Source organism: Bradyrhizobium sp. AZCC 2176, assembly GCF_036924645.1.
Taxonomy (GTDB): Bacteria; Pseudomonadota; Alphaproteobacteria; order Rhizobiales; family Xanthobacteraceae; genus Bradyrhizobium.
The window spans coordinates 2,369,205-2,388,509 of the sequence record NZ_JAZHRX010000001.1; the positions used below are offsets into that span (position 1 = coordinate 2,369,205).

At 64.2% G+C, this 19,305-nt stretch carries 18 protein-coding genes; 10 read left to right on the forward strand and 8 right to left on the reverse strand.

The window, feature by feature from the left end; genetic code table 11:
• The first annotated feature begins 101 nt into the window (after positions 1-101).
• The 6 genes from ccmA (at position 102) to V1288_RS10905 (ending at position 3,417) form a co-directional block, all read left to right on the forward strand.
• Positions 102-704, forward strand: a complete 603-nt coding sequence (gene ccmA / locus V1288_RS10880; RefSeq protein WP_334357039.1) for a heme ABC exporter ATP-binding protein CcmA — start codon at positions 102-104, stop codon at positions 702-704.
• A complete protein-coding gene (gene ccmB / locus V1288_RS10885) occupies positions 701-1,369 on the forward strand; it encodes a heme exporter protein CcmB (protein WP_334357040.1) in 669 nt (222 codons plus the stop codon). The genes ccmA and ccmB overlap by 4 nt, the downstream gene beginning before the upstream one ends.
• A 92-nt stretch (positions 1,370-1,461) precedes the next feature.
• Entirely contained in the window at positions 1,462-2,193 is a 732-nt protein-coding gene (locus V1288_RS10890; protein ID WP_334357041.1) for a heme ABC transporter permease, read from the forward strand.
• Positions 2,194-2,197: 4 nt separating this feature from the next.
• A complete protein-coding gene (gene ccmD, locus V1288_RS10895) occupies positions 2,198-2,374 on the forward strand; it encodes a heme exporter protein CcmD (protein ID WP_334357042.1) in 177 nt (58 codons plus the stop codon).
• On the forward strand, positions 2,374-2,961 hold the full coding sequence (locus tag V1288_RS10900) for a DsbE family thiol:disulfide interchange protein (RefSeq protein WP_334357043.1): 588 nt from the start codon (positions 2,374-2,376) through the stop codon (positions 2,959-2,961). Before ccmD ends, V1288_RS10900 begins: the two co-directional genes overlap by 1 nt.
• Positions 2,962-3,063: 102 nt before the next feature.
• Positions 3,064-3,417: a ComEA family DNA-binding protein gene (locus V1288_RS10905; RefSeq protein WP_334357044.1), complete on the forward strand. Its 354-nt coding sequence runs from the start codon at positions 3,064-3,066 to the stop codon at positions 3,415-3,417.
• A 191-nt stretch (positions 3,418-3,608) separates the two neighbouring features.
• Here the strand turns inward: V1288_RS10905 and V1288_RS10910 are convergent, their stop codons facing one another.
• Positions 3,609-4,211, reverse strand: a complete 603-nt coding sequence (locus tag V1288_RS10910; protein ID WP_334357045.1) for a septation protein A — start codon at positions 4,209-4,211, stop codon at positions 3,609-3,611.
• 1 nt (position 4,212) lies between these two features.
• Positions 4,213-5,160, reverse strand: a complete 948-nt coding sequence (gene ftsY, locus V1288_RS10915; protein ID WP_334357046.1) for a signal recognition particle-docking protein FtsY — start codon at positions 5,158-5,160, stop codon at positions 4,213-4,215.
• Positions 5,161-5,359: 199 nt separating this feature from the next.
• Between ftsY and V1288_RS10920 the strand changes: the two genes are divergently transcribed.
• Entirely contained in the window at positions 5,360-5,995 is a 636-nt protein-coding gene (locus V1288_RS10920) for an RluA family pseudouridine synthase (protein ID WP_334361274.1), read from the forward strand.
• Between the two features lie 38 nt (positions 5,996-6,033).
• Here the strand turns inward: V1288_RS10920 and mtaB are convergent, their stop codons facing one another.
• A complete protein-coding gene (gene mtaB, locus V1288_RS10925) occupies positions 6,034-7,299 on the reverse strand; it encodes a tRNA (N(6)-L-threonylcarbamoyladenosine(37)-C(2))-methylthiotransferase MtaB (RefSeq protein WP_334357047.1) in 1,266 nt (421 codons plus the stop codon).
• Positions 7,300-7,303: 4 nt separating this feature from the next.
• A complete protein-coding gene (gene dapF, locus V1288_RS10930) occupies positions 7,304-8,176 on the reverse strand; it encodes a diaminopimelate epimerase (RefSeq protein ID WP_334357048.1) in 873 nt (290 codons plus the stop codon).
• A gap of 184 nt (positions 8,177-8,360) precedes the next feature.
• Here dapF and V1288_RS10935 point away from each other — a divergent pair, with 184 nt between their 5' ends.
• Entirely contained in the window at positions 8,361-9,059 is a 699-nt protein-coding gene (locus V1288_RS10935) for a GyrI-like domain-containing protein (RefSeq protein ID WP_334357049.1), read from the forward strand.
• Positions 9,060-9,064: 5 nt separating this feature from the next.
• A complete protein-coding gene (locus V1288_RS10940) occupies positions 9,065-9,763 on the forward strand; it encodes an SIMPL domain-containing protein (protein ID WP_334357050.1) in 699 nt (232 codons plus the stop codon).
• 14 nt (positions 9,764-9,777) lie between these two features.
• Here V1288_RS10940 and V1288_RS10945 read toward each other — a convergent pair whose 3' ends face one another.
• Genes V1288_RS10945 through V1288_RS10955 form a run of 3 tightly spaced genes read right to left on the reverse strand, consistent with a single transcriptional unit; the run spans position 9,778 to position 16,228 of the window.
• Positions 9,778-11,229 (reverse strand): HlyD family type I secretion periplasmic adaptor subunit, encoded by a 1,452-nt coding sequence (locus V1288_RS10945; protein WP_334357051.1) that lies wholly within the window; start codon positions 11,227-11,229, stop codon positions 9,778-9,780.
• Entirely contained in the window at positions 11,216-13,357 is a 2,142-nt protein-coding gene (locus tag V1288_RS10950) for a type I secretion system permease/ATPase (RefSeq protein ID WP_334357052.1), read from the reverse strand. The genes V1288_RS10945 and V1288_RS10950 overlap by 14 nt, the downstream gene beginning before the upstream one ends.
• A 39-nt stretch (positions 13,358-13,396) precedes the next feature.
• Positions 13,397-16,228 (reverse strand): beta strand repeat-containing protein, encoded by a 2,832-nt coding sequence (locus V1288_RS10955; RefSeq protein WP_334357053.1) that lies wholly within the window; start codon positions 16,226-16,228, stop codon positions 13,397-13,399.
• Between the two features lie 177 nt (positions 16,229-16,405).
• Between V1288_RS10955 and V1288_RS10960 the strand changes: the two genes are divergently transcribed.
• On the forward strand, positions 16,406-17,971 hold the full coding sequence (locus V1288_RS10960) for a winged helix-turn-helix domain-containing tetratricopeptide repeat protein (RefSeq protein ID WP_442894021.1): 1,566 nt from the start codon (positions 16,406-16,408) through the stop codon (positions 17,969-17,971).
• 51 nt (positions 17,972-18,022) lie between these two features.
• Here the strand turns inward: V1288_RS10960 and V1288_RS10965 are convergent, their stop codons facing one another.
• Positions 18,023-19,087: an MBL fold metallo-hydrolase gene (locus V1288_RS10965; protein ID WP_334357055.1), complete on the reverse strand. Its 1,065-nt coding sequence runs from the start codon at positions 19,085-19,087 to the stop codon at positions 18,023-18,025.
• Positions 19,088-19,305 lie beyond the last annotated feature (218 nt).

Consider the following 19,305-nt stretch of genomic DNA (forward strand, 5'->3'; position numbering starts at 1 on the left):
TTCTAGAAGCGCCGCCACACCGACAAACGTGCTGCAGCAATGCGGTACCCACAAATTCTGACGCGGTACCCATCAATTTCAGAGGGCTGTGACGAAACAAAATGCGGCTCTCGGGGCGCCAAATCGACTGTATCAGGGGCGGCCGCGGGGTGTTCGCCGGCCTCGATTTCGAAGCCGCTTCCGGCGAGGTTTTGGCCGTGGTCGGCCCGAACGGCTCCGGCAAGACCTCGCTGTTGCGCCTGATCGCGGGCCTCCTGGTGCCGGCAGGCGGGTCGGTCGACCTGGAGGGCGGCGACGCCGAGCTGACGTTGCCGGAACAGTCCCATTATCTCGGCCATCGCGACGCGCTGAAGCCTGCACTGAGCGTGCATGAGAACCTCGCGTTCTGGCGGGATTTTCTGGGCGGCGCGGCCGGCGACCTCAACCAATGCCTCACCGCCGTCGGCCTCGGCCATGCCACGCATCTTCCGGCGGCCTACCTGTCGGCCGGCCAGCGGCGGCGGCTTTCGATCGCCCGCCTCCTCGTGGTGCGCCGGCCGGTCTGGCTCCTGGACGAGCCGACCTCGGCGCTCGATACCGCCGGGCAGGACCTTTTTGTCGGCGTCATGCGCGATCATCTCGCCAGCGGCGGCATCATCATCGCCGCGACCCATACCCCGCTCGGAATCGCGGCCAGGGAGCTGCGAATGGGAGGCGTCGCATGACCGCCCTCGCCGCGCTGATTCGCCGGGACATCAAGATCGCGCTACGCGTCGGCGGTGGCGCGCTGATCGGCGTGCTGTTTTTCCTCACCGTCACGGTGCTGATGCCGTTCGCGATCGGGCCGGATCTGGCACTGCTGACGCGGCTCGGACCGGCGATCCTCTGGCTCGGCGCGCTGCTGGCGAGCCTGCTCACGCTCGACCGCCTGTTCACGGCCGACCACGAGGACGGTTCGCTCGACCTGGTCGTGATGGGCCGGACGCCGCTGGAACTGGCCTGCGCGGCAAAAGCGCTGGCGCACTGGCTCGCAGCCGGACTGCCGCTGATCGTGGCGACGCCCGCGCTCGGGCTGATGCTCAACCTCGATGCCACGGCGACCTCGGCGGTGGCGCTGACGCTGCTGGCGGGAACGCCGGCGCTGACGTTCACCGGGATGATCGGCGCGGCGCTGGCCGTGACGTTACACCGCGGCGGGCTGTTGCTGGCGGTGCTGGTGCTGCCGCTGTCGGTCCCGATCCTGATCTTCGGCGTCGCCGCGTCGCAGGCGGCCATCGCGGGTCCGCTGGCATTTGGAACACCGTTTTCGATACTCTGCGCCCTTTCGCTGGTCAGTTTCGTGATCGGACCGTTTGCCGCCGCCGCCTGTCTGCGGCACGGTCTGGACTGAGCACGCTTTGACGCCGATCAACTCTCGCGGAGGCGATATGAAACAAACCAAGCCGCATTGCCTGCTTCGCCGCTGACGACTATCAGGATGCCATGACGCTGATCGACCTCGCCAACCCCACGAAATTCCTGTCGCTGACGGCGCGCGTGCTGCCGTGGCTGGCGGGCGCGACCACGATCCTGCTGCTGGTCGGGTTCTACCAGGCGGCGATGGCGCCCGACGACTATCAGCAGGGCGCCACCGTCAAGATCATGTTCGTCCACGTACCGAATGCGTGGCTGTCGATGTTCGTCTGGGGCGTGATGAGCCTTGCCGCGCTCGGCACGCTGGTATGGCGGCATCCGCTTGCCGATGTCGCAGCGAAAGCCGCAGCCCCGATCGGCGCGGCCTTTACCTTTTTGGCGCTGGTGACGGGCTCGCTGTGGGGACGGCCGATGTGGGGCACCTATTGGCAATGGGATGCGCGGCTGACCTCGGTATTGATCCTGTTCCTGATGTATCTCGGCCTGATGGCGCTGTGGCGCGCGGTCGAAGATCCGTCGCGGGCGGCGCGGGCCGCCGCCGTCCTGACGCTGGTCGGCGCCCTCAATCTGCCGATCATCAAATTCTCGGTCGACTGGTGGAACACGCTGCATCAGCCGGCATCTGTGCTGCGGATGGGCGGACCGGCGCTCGACCGCGCCTTCCTGATTCCGTTGCTGGTGATGGCGATCGGATTTTCGCTGCTGTTCGTCACGCTGCATCTGGCGGCGATGCGCAACGAGATCCTGCGCCGCCGCGTGCGCAGCTTGCAGATGATGCAAGCCAGCCAGCAGGCGGCGTGACGCGATGTCGCTCGGACCCTACGCCTCCTTCATCGTGACCTCCTACGCGCTGGTGGCGGCGGTCGTGCTGCTTCTGATCGCCGCGATCGCGCTCGATTATCGCCGGCAGAAGGAGCGCCTGCGCGAACTCGAGGCCGGCGGCATCACCCGGCGCTCCGGCCGCCAGGCGACGGAGATCTGATGAGCGCGCCCGCAACACCGGAGCAGCCGCGCCGCCGGCATTGGCTGGTAGCACTGCCGCTGATCGGCTTCATCGCCGTCGCCGCGCTGTTCCTGCTGCGGCTGTATGGCGGCGATCCCGCAAAAATCCCCTCCGCCCTGATCGGCCGCCCGGCGCCGCAAACCACGCTTCCGGCGCTGGAGGGCCTCGCCCATAACGGGATCCCGGTGCCCGGGCTCGACCCCGCGGCGTTCAAGGGCAAGGTCTCCATCGTCAATGTCTGGGCGTCCTGGTGCGTGCCGTGCCACGAGGAGGCGCCGCTGCTGACCGCGCTGGCCAGCGATACGCGGCTGCAGATCGTCGGCATCAACTACAAGGATTCCCCCGACAACGCCCGCCGCTTCCTCGGCCGCTACGGCAACCCGTTCACTATCATTGGCGTCGACGGCAACGGCCGCGGCTCGATCGAATGGGGCGTCTATGGCGTGCCCGAAACCTTCGTGGTCGGCCGCGACGGCACCATCCGCTACAAGCTGGTCGGACCGGTGACGCCGGCCAATCTCGACAGCGTGCTGGGGGTCGAGATCGAGAAGGCGTTGAGCAAATAATCTTTGACTTTTATCTATCGTTCATTTTGCAGCCATGGCGCCGCCACGAATTCGCAGCTAGCTTTAGGGCGTTACTTGAACCGTCCTTGGAGGGACACCCATATGCGTCATTTCACGCTCGCTTCTCTTCTCGCCACCGCGCTCACTCTCGGCTTGATGACGGCGACGCCGTCGATGGCCCAGGGCACGCAGCCCGCGGCCAAGTCCGACAGCAAGATGGCTCCCGCGCCGAAGGAGTCGAAGATGGCGCCGGCGCCAAAGGCCGAGCTGCTCGACATCAATTCCGCGACCGCCGATCAGCTCGACGCGCTGCCGGGCGTCGGCAAGGCCTACTCCGCCAAAATCATCGCGGGCCGCCCGTACAAGGGCAAGGACGAACTGGTGCAGAAGAGCATCGTTCCGCAGGCGACCTACGACAAGATCAAGGACAAGATCATCGCCAAGCAGAAGAGCTGAGGTCGCTCGTCTTAACCTCTCTCCGCGCTTTGCGGGGAGAGGTCGAAATTCGCGCGAAGCAGGAATTTCCGGTGAGGGGCCGGGCAGGCGCTCTCCTCAACTGAAATTCCCGACGACGAGAGACCCCTCACCCCAACCCTCCAAGCTTCGCTTGCCTCGACCCTGCGAAGAGCGCCGCGAGGGAGAAGAACTCACCCCTTGCTTACATCGCCCGCTTCGGCCTCGCTCGCCTCGAGCGTGGCCGGCTCCAGATGGTAGCGCTTGATCACCGGCATCTGGGCGATTGCAAACACCATCGTGATCGGAACCGCGCCGAACGCCTTGAAGGCGACCCAGAAGTCGGTCGATTGCGTGCGCCAGATGACTTCGTTCAAGGCCGCCATCCCCAGAAAGAACAGCGCCCAGCGCATGGTCAGGATGCGCCATCCCTTCGGCGTCAGGTTGAACATCTGATTGAACAGGATCGCGATGAACGAGCGGCCGAACAACAGACCGCCGCCGAGGATTGCGGCGAACAGGCCGTAGATGATGGTCGGCTTGACCTTGATGAAGGTTTCGTCGTGCAGCACCAGCGTCAGCGTGCCGAACACCAGCACGATGACGGCGGTGACGATCGCCATCATGGGCACGTGCCGCACCACCACATAGGAGGCGATCATCGCGGCCACGATCGCCACCATGAAGGCGCCGGTCGCGACGAACAGGTTGAACTTCGCGTTGGCGACGAAGAACACGATGAGCGGACCGAGTTCGGTCGCGAGCTTGAACACCGGATGCGGCTGGGTCTTGTCCATGTCAGCTTTCAATTCCTGCGATCGCGTTGGCAAAGTCCCGCGCGGTGAACGGCGCGAGATCGTCGACGCCTTCACCGACGCCGATGAAGTGCACCGGCAGTTTGAATCTCTCCGCCAGCGCCACCAGGATGCCGCCGCGCGCAGTACCGTCGAGCTTCGTCATCACGAGGCCCGTGACGCCAGCGGTACGATGAAATGCCTCGACCTGCGACAGCGCATTTTGTCCCACCGTGGCGTCGAGCACCAGCAGCACCGCATGCGGGGCTGACGCATCGACCTTCTTGATGACGCGAACGACCTTCTCGAGTTCGTTCATCAGCTCGGCCTTGTTCTGCAGCCGCCCGGCGGTGTCAACCAGCAGCACGTCGATATTCTGGTCCTTCGCTGCAGTCAGCGCATTGAAGGCAAGGCTCGCCGAATCCGACCCCTGCGCTCCGGCAATGACCGGCGACCTGGTGCGCTCGCCCCAGACCTTGAGCTGCTCGATCGCCGCGGCGCGAAACGTATCGCCGGCCGCCAGCATCACCTTGCGGCCTTCGGCGCTGAGCTTTGCGGCCAGCTTGCCGATGGTGGTGGTCTTGCCGGAACCATTGACGCCGACCACGAGGATGACGAACGGCTTCTGCGCGGCGTCGATCTCCAGCGGCTTCGCCACCGGCGCCAGCACCTTTTCGACTTCGCTCGCCACGACCGTCTTCACTTCATCGGCCGAGATCGCCTTGTCGTAGCGGCCAGCACCGACCGCGTCCGCGATCCGGACCGCCACGGCCGTGCCCAGATCGGCGCGCAGCAGCACATCCTCGATATCGTCGAGCATGGCGCGGTCGAGCTTGCGCTTGGTGACGAGGTCGGCAACGGCGGAGCCCAGCGAACTCGAGGTCCGCTTCAGGCCGCTCGACAGCCGTCGCCACCAGCTCAGTTTGGGGGTTTCGGGAGTGGTATCGCTCATGTCGGGGACGTGTTAGCGGTTTCGCACCATGAGCGGAAGTCACAACAGGTCCATCAATGTTCCCGGGGCATCCTTTGATGTGCCCGGGCCATCCCTCGATGTGCCCGGGCCATCCTTTGATGTTCCCCGGACCTCGCTTGATGTCCGTGGATTAACGGCAGATGAAATCCAGGCCCGCGTGCTTCACCGCGACGGGCTGATGCTGGTCATCGACAAGCCGGCCGGCCTGCCGGTGCATCGCGGCCCCAAGGGCGGCGCCAATCTGGAAGCCTCCTTCGACGGCCTGCGATTCGGCCTGCCGCGACCGCCGGTGCTGGCCCACCGGCTCGACAAGGATACTTCCGGCTGTCTCGTGCTGGGACGCCATCGCAAGGCCACCGCCTCGCTCGGCCTGCTGTTCAAGCACGGCAAGGTCGGGAAGACCTATTGGGCCGTGGTCGAGGGCGGGCCTGCCGAGGACGAAGGCACCATCGACATGCCGCTGGGACGGCTGAACGCCGAGCGCGGCTGGTGGCAGAAGCCGGACCCGGAGGGTCAGAAAGCCATCACCACCTGGAAAGTGCGCGGCCGCGGCGACGGCCTCGTCTGGCTGGCGCTGGAGCCGGTCACCGGCCGCACCCATCAACTGCGCGTGCATACGTCTGCGATGGGATGGCCGATCGTCGGCGACAACATTTATGGCAACGGCCCGCGCTTCGGCGAGCCGATCCTGCATCTGCATTCCCGCGAGATCGTGATTCCGATTTCGAGGAACAAGGAACCGGTGCGCGTGGCGGCGGCCGCGCCGGACCACATGCGGGAGCGGCTCAGGGCCTGTGGGTGGAACGGGGAGTGACTTCTTCTTCCCTTCTCCCACAAGGGGAGAAGGAAGAATCACACCGTCAATCGCGCGCCATCGTGGCCGCTGATCGCGAGTGCCATCACCGCGCCCGGTCTTTCACCTGATACCGCAACCGGCAAGAAATGCTCCGTGCGTCCCTGCGTCGCGCTTTCGATCAGCACCTGACGCGTCGCTTTGACTTCTGACGCCAGCCGCCGTTGCAACGCCGCCTCACCCGCCGCCCGCAATCGCTTCGCACGCGCCTTGATCTCGCCGCCCGAAACCTGCGGCATCCGCGCGGCCGGTGTGCCCGGTCGCTTCGAATACGGAAACACGTGCAGGAAGGTGAGATCGCATTCCGCGACCAGATCCTCCGAGCGCGCGAACATGTCTTCCGTCTCGGTCGGAAAGCCGGCAATGATATCGGCGCCGAACGTAATGTCCGGGCGCAATCGACGCACCTGCGCGCAGAACTCGATCGCGTCTTTGCGCGAATGCCGGCGCTTCATCCGCTTCAAAATCATGTCGTCGCCGGACTGCAGCGACAGATGCAGATGCGGCATCAGGCGCTCATCACTGGCGATGACGTCAAGCAGATCGCGATCGGCTTCGATGGAATCGATCGACGAAATCCGTAAGCGCCGCAGTTCCGGCACGTGTCGCAAAATCTGCTTTGTCAGTTGCCCGAGCCTGGGCGTGCCCGGCAGATCGGCGCCGTAACTCGTGAGGTCCACGCCGGTCAGGACGATCTCGGCGTGCCCGCGCTCGGCGAGCGCGCGAACCTGCTCGACGACCGCGCCCATCGGCACCGAGCGCGAATTGCCGCGGCCGTAAGGAATGATGCAGAACGTGCAGCGGTGGTCGCAGCCGTTCTGCACCTGGACGAACGCGCGCGGCAGGCCGGCCTTGAAGCCATCGAGCAGATGTGGCGCCATCTCGCGCACTGCCATGATGTCTGCGACGGCGATCTTCTCGCTGGCTGCGATGCCAAAACCGGAGTCGAACGCTGCGCGTGCTCCGCGCCAGGCTTCGCTTCGCATCTTGTCGTCATTGCCGACGACGCGATCGACCTCGGCCATTTCGGCAAACATTTCCGGCTGGGTCTGCGCCGCGCAGCCGGTGACGACGATGCGCAAATTCGGCCGCTCGCGCTTCAGCCGCCGGATCGACTGCCGCGCCTGCGCCACCGCCTCGTTGGTGACCGCGCAGCTATTGATGACGAGCGTATCGGAAAGTCCGGCGCGCTCCGCCTCGCGGGCGATCACCTCGGATTCGAAGGCGTTGAGGCGGCAGCCGAAGGTGAGAACGTCGACGCTCATTATCTTAGGCGACGCTGGCGAACAGCGCCGGATCGAACACGCCCTCATATTCGAAATCGGCGGTGCCGGTCATCAGCACATGGGCGTCGCGCTCGCGCCATTCGATCGCAAGCTTGCCGCCGGGCAGCGTGATTTCGACCGACCGGTCGGCGCGCTTCAACCGCGCCGCCGCCACCGCGGTCGCGCAGGCGGCCGAGCCGCAGGCCCTGGTCAATCCGACGCCGCGTTCCCAGGTGCGGATCGTGATGTGGTCGCGATCGACGATATGGGCGAGCGTGATGTTGGCGCGCTCGGGGAAGATCGGATGGTTTTCCAGCAGCGGCCCGAAACGTTCCAGGTCATAGGCGTTGACATCGTCGACCCAGAAGATCGCGTGCGGATTGCCCATCGAAACCACCGACGGCGAATGCAGCACCGGCGCATCGATCGGCCCGACCTGCAATTCGATGTAGCGGGTATCGCGGAACTCCTCCGCCAGCGGAATATCCTGCCAGGCAAATTTGGGCGCGCCCATGTCGACGGTATAGAGATCGGGCGCCGGGCCCTGCCAGCAATTCAGCAACCCGGCGCGGGTCTCGAACGTCACGGCGGTCTGGCCGGTCGTCTCGAACAGACGGCGCACCACGCAGCGCATGCCGTTGCCGCAGGCGCCGGCCTCCGAGCCGTCATTGTTGTAGATGCGGATGAAGGCTTCGGTGCCCTGTAGCCGCGGCGGCTGCAATACCATCAACTGGTCATAAGGCACGCCCGCCGGCGAGGCGACCGCACGCGCGTCTTCCGGCGTTACCACCAACTTGGAGTCGCGCAGGTCCACCACGACAATCTCGTTGCCGATGCCGTTCATCTTGGCAAATGCATGGTTGGCCAGCGCGCTCATGGAATTTCCCAATTTATGCCTGCCTTATATGGCGAATGATGGCGGGTTGCCTAGTACGCGGGGGCATATGACGCATCTGTCATGGGACGAAATCGGACTTTGCGTGTTAGGACAATGGCACCATTCTGGCGGGTGCGGACCGGGGACATCCGCCGCCGGGTGGGCTGGATGGAGAATACCTCAAATGAACCGTATCAGCACTTTCCGTGCGGCCATGGTCGCGCTCGCCATGGTTGCGTTTGGCGGGGCCGCGCCGGCGCAATCGCCGGCACCCTCAGCCTCGCCGTCGGCGGTGCCCAACCCCGCACCATCGGCGGCGCCGGTCCCGCCGCCGGCTGAAACCAAGTCGCCGGCGGATGCCCCCACGGCGGAAAAAGCCCCGACGCCCGTGCCCCCTCCTCCCGCCGCCAGCGTCCAGACCGCCGACCCCTTCGGCGAGGAGTTCGCGCTCGAGCCCAAGAAAGTGGTTGTCATGAAGGGCACCGCGAATTGGGATGCGGCGTTCGACACCCTGATCGAAGCGTTCAAGGCGCTGACCGCCCTGCTCGACAAGCAGGGCATCAAGGCCGCGGGCAATTCGATGATCGTCTATACCTCGACCGACGATACCGGTTTTACGTTCCAGGCCCAGATTCCGGTCGATCAGGACGTCAAGAACCTGACCAAGGACATGACTATGGGCAAGTCGCCCGAGGGCAAGGCGCTGAAATTCGTCCATCGCGGCTCCTACGACAACATGGACAACACCTATGAGGCGATCACCAACCACCTCGACGACAAGAAACTGGAGGCCAAAGACACCTTCATCGAGGAATACATCACCGATCCCCTGAAGACGGCGGAGGACAAGCTGGTGATCAATGTCTATGTGCCGTTGCGGTGATCGGCATGAGACGTCCGTTCGGCCTTGCCGTCGCCGCCACGCTGCTCGCCGCACCCGCGCTGGCGCAGACAATGCCACCGCCTGCGATTTCCGTGACCGGCGAAGCGAACGTGTCGGTGGCGCCCGACCAGGCCCAGATCGACGGCGGCGTGACGTCGGACGCCAAGACCGCGCGCGAGGCCTCGGAGGCCAACAACGCGGCGATGGGCAAGGTGCTGCTGGCGCTCAAGGGTGCCGGCATCGATGAGAAGGACTACCAGACCTCGCGGCTGTCGCTGCAGCCGCAATTTGCAACGTCGTCCAAAGTTTCGGAGCGCCCAGGCATCGTGAGCTTCCGCGCCAGCAACCGCGTCACGGTCAAGATCCGCGATGTGACCAAGGTCGCGAACCTGATCGACGTGATGGCGGGCGCCGGCGCCAACGACATCGGCGGCATCAACTTCAGCGTTTCACAGGCGTCAAAGCATCTCGATGAGGCCCGCGAGAAGGCGATTGCCGACGCGCGCCGCAAGGCGGAGATCTACGCCAAGGCCGCCGGCGTCACGCTCGGCGAGCCGATCAGCATTTCCGAGGAAGGCGCGCCCGTGCCGCTACATCGCGGCAAGATGGCAGCCCCGATGGCCGCCGGCGCTCCGGTCGCGCACGGCGAGGAGACGCTTTCGGTGACGGTCGGCGTTTCCTGGGCGATCAAGCCGAAGGAATAGTTGTTTCAACGTCCTCACCGTTCGCGCAGAACATCCTGCTGATAGCGAAGCAGCGGTGACAGCAGATAGCTCAGGATGGTGCGCGATCCCGTCTTGATTTCCACCGTGACTGCCATGCCCGGCGACAAATCGACCATTCGGTCGTCGACCTGCATTTTGGCACGGTCGAGCGATATGCGCGCGCTGTAGTTCAGCTCCTGCCCCTTCGGTTCGCTGGTGTCGTTCTGCGCTCCTACCCGTCGATCGCCGGGGCGGTCCTGTGGCTGGTCGCGGATGATGGCGTCCTGCGAAACGCCGAGAACCTCGCCGCGCAGCAGGCCGTAGCGGGTGAAATTGAAGGTATCGATCTTGATCTCGGCCGGCTGTCCGGGATGGACAAAGCCGATGTCGCGGTTCGACACCATCGCCTCGATTTCGAGCCGGCTACCGCTCGGAACGATCACCAGCAGGGCCTGCGCGGGCGTGACGACGCCGCCCACCGTGTGGATCGCGAGTTGCTGCACCACGCCATCAACCGGCGAGGCAAGCTGCTGAAGGCCGGTTCTCCGTTCGGCCTTGATCAGGTCCTGGGCAAGCCCGCTTGCCTTTTGCTCGGCCTTTGCGAGTTCGTCTGATAATGTGCGCCGGTACTCCGCCACCGCCTGGCCGCGTGTCTCGCGAATAGCCGCCACGGCGGCCTCGGCCTCTTGCAGACGGCTTTTCTGAACGCTGAGTTCCTCCTGCTGTTCGACCAGCAACTGTAAAATCTCGAAATACGTGATCTTCGAACTCAGCTCCTTTTCCATCAAGGTCTTGCGAATATCGACGCGCTGCTGGACCACCGGGATCATGGCCTCGAGCTTGTGGATGGTGGCCCCGGCGGTGGCCTGTTCAGCCTCCTTCTGCGCCTGTTGCCGCGCCAGCCCGGCGATCTTGGCACGATGCTCCGTCACCTGGTTGAGCAAGAGTTGGCGCTGCGCGCTGACCAGTATCGGGTCCGCTCCGGCAGGCGGCGTGAAGGCGGCCTCGCGATCGTCCACGGCCGCAAGCGCCGCGCGCAGCCGCGCGGTGTTGAGTTTTTCCGCGAGGAGGTCGTTGTGCAGATGGTCGCGCTCGGCCGCGTTGACGGTCGGATCAAGCTCGATCAGCACCTCGCCGGCTCTGACAGCCTGCCCGTCCTGCACCCGAATGGCGCGGACCACCCCGGTCTCGAACGGCTGGATCACCTTGGTGCGGCCGCTCGGCACGATTTTTCCGGTCGCGGACGCCACGATGTCGATCGTTCCCCACCAGGACCAGATCACCGCCGCGCCGAACAGCAAAATGATGACTGCTACGGTCAAACGGCCGACCGGCGACGGCGGCGTCTCCATGATTTCCAACGCAGCCGGCAGGAACGCGAGTTCGTCACCGCGCCGCTCCTGCACGCGCTTGAACGGAACGACGCGCGTCTGCTTGACGGGCAAGGCGCGGCTAGCCGACTTCATAGATTCCTCCCTGCATCCGATGCAGCGCCGCATAACGGCCGCCGGTCTTGACCAGAGCGTCATGGGTGCCGTCCTCGACCAGGCGCCCGCGTTCCAGCGTGACGATGCGATCCGCTGATCGCACGGTGGAGAGCCGATGCGCGATGATCAAAACGGTTCGTCCCCTGGCGATCTCTTTCATGTTCTGCTGAATGATGCGCTCGCTCTCGTAGTCGAGCGCACTCGTGGCCTCGTCGAAGATCAGGATGCGCGGATCGGCGATCAGCGCGCGGGCTATCGCAATACGCTGGCGCTGGCCGCCGGACAGGGTCGAGCCCCGCTCACCGACAACGGTATCGTAGCCTTCAGGCAGTTCGAGGATGAATTCGTGCGCCCCCGCCAGCGTTGCCGCGGCGATGACGCGCTCCATCGGCATGGCCGGATCGGTGAGCGCGATATTCTCGCGAACCGAGCGGTTGAACAGCACGTTTTCCTGCAAGACGACGCCTATCTGGCGGCGCAGCCCGGCGGGGTCGGCCATCGCGAGATCCATGCCGTCAATCAGGACGCGCCCGCTTTCCGGCACGTAGAGCCGCTGCACCAGCTTCGCGAACGTGCTCTTGCCGGATCCTGAAGGCCCAACGATGCCGACCATTTGCCCGGCCGGCACATCGAAGCTGACGTCATGCAGCACCTGCTGTCCGTCGACGCGATAGCGGAATGCCACGTGGTCGAAGGAGATGTTGCCGCGGATCGCGGGCAACTGGGTGCGCCCTGCCGAATAGGTCGGTTCAGCCGTCGTGTTGAGGATGTCGCCCAGTCTGAGGACCGACAGCCGCGCCTGGTGAAAATCCTGCCAAATCTGCGCGAGACGCAGTACCGGCGCGCTGACCCGCCCGGACAGGATGTTGAAGGCCACGAGTTCACCGACCGACAGGCCGCCGTCGATCACCTGCCTGGCACCGAAATAAAGAATACCCGCGCTGGCGACCTTGCTGACGAACTGTACCATCTGACTGGCGGTATTGCCGAGACTCAAGACTCGGAAGCTCGCCGCGACATAACCGGCAAGCTGTTCTTCCCAGTGCCGCTGCATCTGCGGCTCGACCGCCATCGCCTTGAGCGTTTCGATCCCGGTCACGCTCTCGACCAGAAAAGCCTGATTCTCGGCGCCGCGCCGAAATTTCTCGTCGAGCCTCCGCCTGAACAGCGGCGTCACGCCGGCCGAGATCGCGATGTAAAACGGGAACGAGCCGAGCACGATCCAAGTCAGCAGCGGCGAATAGGCGAACATGACCGCCAGAAATACAAAGGTGAACAGCAGGTCGATCGCCAGCGTCAGGGCCGAACTGGTGAGGAAATTGCGGATGTTCTCAAGTTCGCGCACCCGCGCCACCGAATCGCCGACGCGCCGCGCCTGGAAATAGGCCATCGGCAGGGCCAGCAGATGATTGAACAGGCGCGCCCCAAGTTCGACGTCGATGCGGTTGGCGGTATGTGAGAACAGATAGGTTCGCAGGATGCCCAGCACGGTCTCGAACGTCGAGATCGCCACCAGGCCGATGATCAGCACGTCGAGGGTGCTCAGCGAGCGATGCACCAACACCTTGTCGATGACCACCTGGAAGAACAGCGGCGATACCAGCGCGAACGTCTGCAAGAAGAAAGATGCGACCAGCACTTCGCCGAGGAGGTGCCGGTATTTGCGGATCGCACCGAGAAACCAGGTGATGTCGAAACGTCGGGTGATATCGGACAATCCGGCGCGGCGCGTCATCAGGGTCAAGCCGCCGTCCCAGATGGCGAGAAGCTCGGCCTTCGTCATCAAGACGGGCCTGGATTCCGTCGGCGACTGAACCAGAACTTTCTCGTCGTCGGCCTTGGCAATCACCATGAAGCCGCCGTCGCGCAAGCTCGCGATCGCGGGCAAGGGTATCCTGGCAAGCCGCGACCAATCGGTGCGGCAGGCGCGGGCCTTCAATCCGAGAGCCTTGGCGCACCGGAGAATCTCCGATGCGCCAATCTTGTCCGTTCCCAGCCGATGCCTGATCTGCTGGCGATCGGCCGCGACGCCCTGGAAATGCAACAACGTCACGAGGGCTTCGAGTCCCGGGTCGACTTGTCGCGTGCTGGCGGTTTCAACACTCATCACCATTCTCCAGGGCGGCTCTCCAAGGCAGCGTCGTGCTTACGCGTGCAGCGGCATTGCCAATACCGGCTGCTGACCGGCTTGCGGATCGGCAATCGGCATCTCACCATGGCCCTCGCCCGCCGTGACGAAGCTCGATGCCATGAACTGCCCGAGCAGAGCGGCACTCGCGGCATCCGACATCGAAGCGCTCTCCGTCGGAGCGGCCGGAGGCAGGAAGCTGAAACCGCTATCCTGAATGACGATATTGTCGCCAGGCCCGCCGTCGAGCACGTCCTGCCCGGCGCCGCCAAGCAGGACATCATCGCCCGCGCCACCTGTCAAAATGTCATTGCCGGGACCGCCAACCAGGATGTCATCGCCATCGCCACCATTGGCGGTGAGCAATATGCCCGTTCCCATTTCCGACGCGTCGATGATATCGTCGCCGCCGAGGCCATTGATCACGATGCGATCGTCGGCGCCGAACCCCTTGATCGTCACGTCTTCCGCGAGACCCGACACCATGATGACACCATTATTGTTGGTGACTGTGATCACATCGTCGCCATTGGTTGCGTTGATGACGACCGTGTCCGCCGCCCCATCATTGCCGCCCAGATCGAGATTGACCTGGTTGACACTGGTTCCAGCCAGATCGTTGACCGTGATGTTGTCGGCGCCGCCCAGGGCGTTGACCTGGATGTTCTCCACCCCGTTGAGGTCCATGACGATGCCGGCGACGTTACGTGTCAACCGCGCGCGGCTGCCATTGGCGGAGATATCAATGTTCTCGCTAATGTTCGCGCCGTTGAACAGGAGCGTATCCATACCGGCCTGACCCTCGACGGTATCGTTGCCGTCGCCTGGATTCCAGACGAAGGTGTCGTTGCCGGCGCCCAGCAACGCCGTGTCGTTGCCGCTACCGCCGAACACGAGGTCATCGCCGGCGCCGCCCTTGATGACATCATCGCCGGCGCCGCCGTTGAGCGTGAGCTTGACCGCGCCGGCCGCGATCGTGGAGGCATCGATAGTATCGTTGCCCTGGCCGCCGTTGATCGCCAGCGCGTCGCCGGCTTCGGCGTTCGCGATCGTTACCTGCTCGGCCAGGCCATTCACAACCAACGATCCGCCGCTCTTGACGACGCTGATGGCGTTGTTGCCGACGGTGCCGTTGACGACCACGGTGTCCGGCTGACTGTCACCACCCTGGGCACCGGGCGTGGCGCCGAGGTCGATCGCCACCTGCGTGACGCCGGTGCCGGCCAGATCGTTGACCGTGATGGTGTCGGCGCTTCCCAGGGCGTTGAGCTGGATTTTCTCGACGGCATTGAGATCCATGACGATGCCGCCGACGTCGCGAGTAAGCCGCGTCCGGCCGCCATTGGCCGAGATGTCCATCAGCTCGCCGGCGTTGGAGCCGTTGAACACCAGCGTGTCCGTACCCGTTCCGCCTTCGACGACATCGCTGCCCTCGCCGGGATTCCAGATAACGGTGTCGTTGCCGGTGCCGCCGATCAAAGTGTCGGCGCCTCGGCCGCCGGTGATGGTGTCGTTGCCGGCACCGCCGTCGATGACGAGCTTGATGGATGCGGTCTGGGCATTGATGACGTCGTTGCCGGCGCCGGCGTTGACCGTCAGCACGTCGTTGACGCTTTCCGTGCCGGTGATGGAAACCTGCGCCGCCAATCCGCTGACCGTCACGGAACTGCCGGCACCGACCACCTGGATCTGGTCGTTGCCGCCGGTGCCGGTGACCGTCACCTGATCGGCCGCACCGTCGCCGGTGCCGCTGCCGAGCGTCGCGCTCAGGTCGAGCGCAACCTGCTTGATGCCAGTATTGCTCAGATCGCCGACCGTGATGTTGTCGGCGCCGCCGAGAGCCGCGAAGTTGACGCGCTCGACGCCGTTGGTGTCCATCGTGATATTGGCGACGTCGCGGGTGAAGCGGCCGCGGGTGCCATTGGCCGTGATGTTGATATTCTCGGCGATGTTGGCGCCGTTGAACTGCAGCGTATCGGTGCCGTCCTGGCCCTCGACGGTGTCGTTGCCATCGCCGGGATTCCAGACGAACGTGTCGTCGCCGGAACCAAGCACGGCCGTGTCATTACCGCGACCGCCAATGATAAGGTCATTGCCATCGCCGCCGATCAGCATATCCGCGCCGTCGCTGCCGGTGATGGTGTCGTTGCCCGCGCCGCCGTCCAGGGTCAGCTTGACGTGGGCGGCGAGACCGTTGCCGGCCGTGATGACGTCGTCGCCGCCATTGGCGTTGACCACGATGTTCTCGGTGGTGCCGATATCGAGGAAGAAGGGCGCGGGGGTGATGCGATCGAAGCGCACGCGGGTACCGTTGGCGGTGATCGTGAACGTTTCGGCGCCGTTGCCGCCATTGACCTCGGCAGTATCGGTGCCGTCGCCGCCTTCGAGCAGGTCGCTGTCGTCGCCCGGATTCCAGATCATGCGATCGTCGCCGGCACCGCCGAATATCTGGTCGTCTGCGTCGCCGCCGGTGAGCGTATCGTTGCCGGCGCCGCCGAGCAGCAGGTCGCTGCCGCCCTTGCCGAGCAGGATGTCGTTGCCATTCTGGCCGAACAGCTGGTCGTTGCCCGAGCCGCCGGTGAGCGTGTCGTTGCCAGCGCCACCGAACATCTCGGCAGCAGGCATTGCGCCGTTGGCTTCGTCGATCGTGAGCGTGTCGTTGCCGTCGAGACCGAACACCTGGATTTTGATGGTGTTGGCGACGGTTGCTTTACCTCCCGTGATCGGGACAGCACCGCCGTTGACGAGAATGTTACCTGCCGCATCGCGACTTAATTTAACGCTGTTGGTGGCTACGTCGCCGAAGACCGAGAGAAAGCCGTTGGGAGAAAATGACGCCTTGATAGCCATGCTAAAAAATTCCTTCCGAAGAGATAAGCCCCTCAGCGTCACGCTTAGCCGCAGCTCGCGTGCCAGACTTGAAGCTGCGCTTCAGGCGGTCTTGAATTGTGGTCCAGATTTTCTGATTGTTTTCCCAAATGTGATATGGTTCACGACCCGGTGACCACCGCCGGCTGGGGCACCAACGTGCGATTCATTCTTGTCGATCACATCCTCGATACTGATCTTCGCGAATTGCGCCGCGGACCGGAATCGGTTGAGGTCGAACCGCAAGTGCTCGATCTGTTAATTTACCTGATCCAGAATCGCGATCGTGTCGTCACCAAGGATGACCTCATCGCATCTGTCTGGCGCGGACGCAGCGCATCGGACACGACGCTGACAAGCCGCATTTACGCGGCGCGAAGAGCAATCGGCGACAACGGCCGCGATCAGAAGCTGATCCGCACCATCGCGCGCAAGGGTCTCCGCTTCACTGGCGAGGTAAGCACACAGTCAGACGAAGCGCCCCACGCAATCGATTCGCCTCCGGATGCAGCGGGCAAGCAACCCGCTCCGCCGCTGCCCGATCGTCCTGCCATCGCCGTGCTGCCCTTCAGCAACATGAGCGGTGATCCGGAGCAGGATTATTTTTCCGACGGCATCAGTGAAGATATCATCGCCGCGCTATCGAAGCTGCGCTGGTTCCTCGTCATCGCGCGCAACTCTTCGTTCATCTACAAGGGCAAGGCCGTCCATTTGAAGCAGGTGGGCAAGGAGCTCGGCGTCGGCTATGTGCTCGAAGGCAGCGTGCGCAAAAGCGGCAGGCGCGTACGTATTACCGCGCAGCTCAACGACGTCGCCAACGGAAGCCACGTTTGGGCGGAACGTTACGACCGCGACGTCGCCGATATATTCGCTGTGCAGGACGAGATCACCGAGGCGATCGTCGCCGCGATCGGGCCGCAGCTCTACGCAGCCGAGAATTTTCGTGCCCGGCGCAAGCCGCCCGGCAACCTCGACGCCTGGGACCTGGTGATGCGGGGGCTTTCTTATTACTGGCGCGTGACGCGGCAGGATCACGCCATCGCGCAAGATCTGTTGCAGAAGGCGATTGGCATCGATCCCAATAACGGGCAGGCGCTCGGCGTGCTCGGCGCCAGTTATACATTCGGCGCCCACATGGGATGGGTCGAATTGGAGGACATCGAGCCAATCGCCGAAAGTACGGCGCTGGCGGCGATCCGGGCCGACAGTGAGGACGCATGGGCGCATTTTGCGCTCGGCGCGGTCTATCTGATCACGCGACGCTTCGACGACTCGCTTGCTGAATTCGAACTGGCGCTGCGCCTCAATCCAAATTTTTCGCAGGTCCAAAACTATTATGCCGCCGCATTGGGATTTTGCGGCCGCTGGCAAGAAGGCGTCGAGGCGGCCCGCCGCGCGATCCGGCTCAGCCCGCGCGATCCGTTCCTGGCGCTTTACTACGGCTCTGCCTGCATGGCCCAATATATCGGACGCAATTACGACGAGGCGTTGCAGATGGCGCAGACCGCCGTCCGCCTTCGCAGCGATTACGCCGCCGCCCACCGTGTGCTGACCGCCGCCGCCGGCATGACCGCATCTCCGGAGATCGCCATTGCTGCGCTCCAGGAATTGCGTCGCGCGCAGCCCAGTGTTTCGCTCGCCTGGGTCAGGGATCGCGTGCCGATCCGGCACGCGGCCGACCTCGAACATTATCTGGAAGGTCTTCGGCGGGCCGGTCTGGACTAGGAATTTGTTTGACGCGCTTTCCTCGCGAACCCGCTTCGCCTGAACACGGCTTTAGATCTCCACCACCTGCCCCGGCTTCAGCGCGGCAAACCGCTCGGGCGCGATCTTCGCTTCCTTGAGCGCTTCGGCCAGCGCATTGACCGGCGCGTCGATCGCTTCATCCGTCAGTTGGAACGTGCCGTGGTGATGCGCCAGCGCTTCTTGCGCGCCGCAATCGGCGAATGCCTTCACCGCATCGGACGGATTCATGTGCTGGTCCTTCATGAACCAGCGCGGCTCATAGGCGCCGATCGGGAGAATCGCCAGCCGCAACGGGCCGTGCTTCTCGGCGACGCGCCGAAAATGCTTGCCCTCGCCGTAGCCGGAATCGCAGACGATGTAGAGCTTGCCCGCCGGCGTCTCCAGGACAAAGCTCGCCCACAGCGCCTTGTTGCGGTCGGACAGCCCGCGCGCCGACCAGTGCCGCGTCGGCACCAGCGTCACCGCGATGCCATTGCCGAGCTCGACCCGATCCTGCCAGTCGAACCCTTCGGCTTTGATCGCCGCATCCGTATCGCGCATGGTGACGTCGTTGCCGAGCGGCGTGATTACGCGCGGCGAAAACTTCTCCGTCAGCTTCGACAGCGTCGCGATGTCGAGATGGTCGTAATGGCCATGCGACACCAGCACGACATCGATCTTCGGCAGCGCATCGAAAGGGATGCCAGGATCGTTGTGCCGCTTCGGCCCGGCGAAGGAGACGGGCGAGGCTCGCATCGACCATACGGGATCGATCAGGATGTTGAGATCCGCCGTCTGGATCAGCCAGGTGACATGGCCAACGAAGGACAGCCGCACCTTGTCGCCGGAAACGCGCGGCGGCGGCGTATCGCTGTGCGCATTCGCCACCCAATCCGGCCAGCTCGCGCGCTTGCGGTCGGTGCCGAACTGCCAGCGCAACACCTCCGCCAGCGATTTTGGCGGCACGCCGTCGGGATCGAAGAAACGCGTGCCGTCGAAATGGTCGGAGACGGGGCCGTCATAGGTTTTCATGTTGCTGATCCAGATCGACGAAATGCCGACGGCCGCGGCGGCGCCGGCGAGTACTGCAAAAATATCGCGTCGGGTGATGGGCACGGAAGATCACGAAGGGCGGGAGAGAGCTGACGACATGGGGCGTTATATGGCGTGCGCAGGCCGAACTTGGAACCTGCGGCAAAAAGGAAGTCGACCCGTCGGCCGCTTGGATCTAAAAAACAAAACATATCAAAGCCTTACGCCTCCACCGCAGAGCATTATGCTCTAGTTTCTCCTTGACTTTCGCTCCCTCCGGGCGTTTAACCCGCCCACTTCTC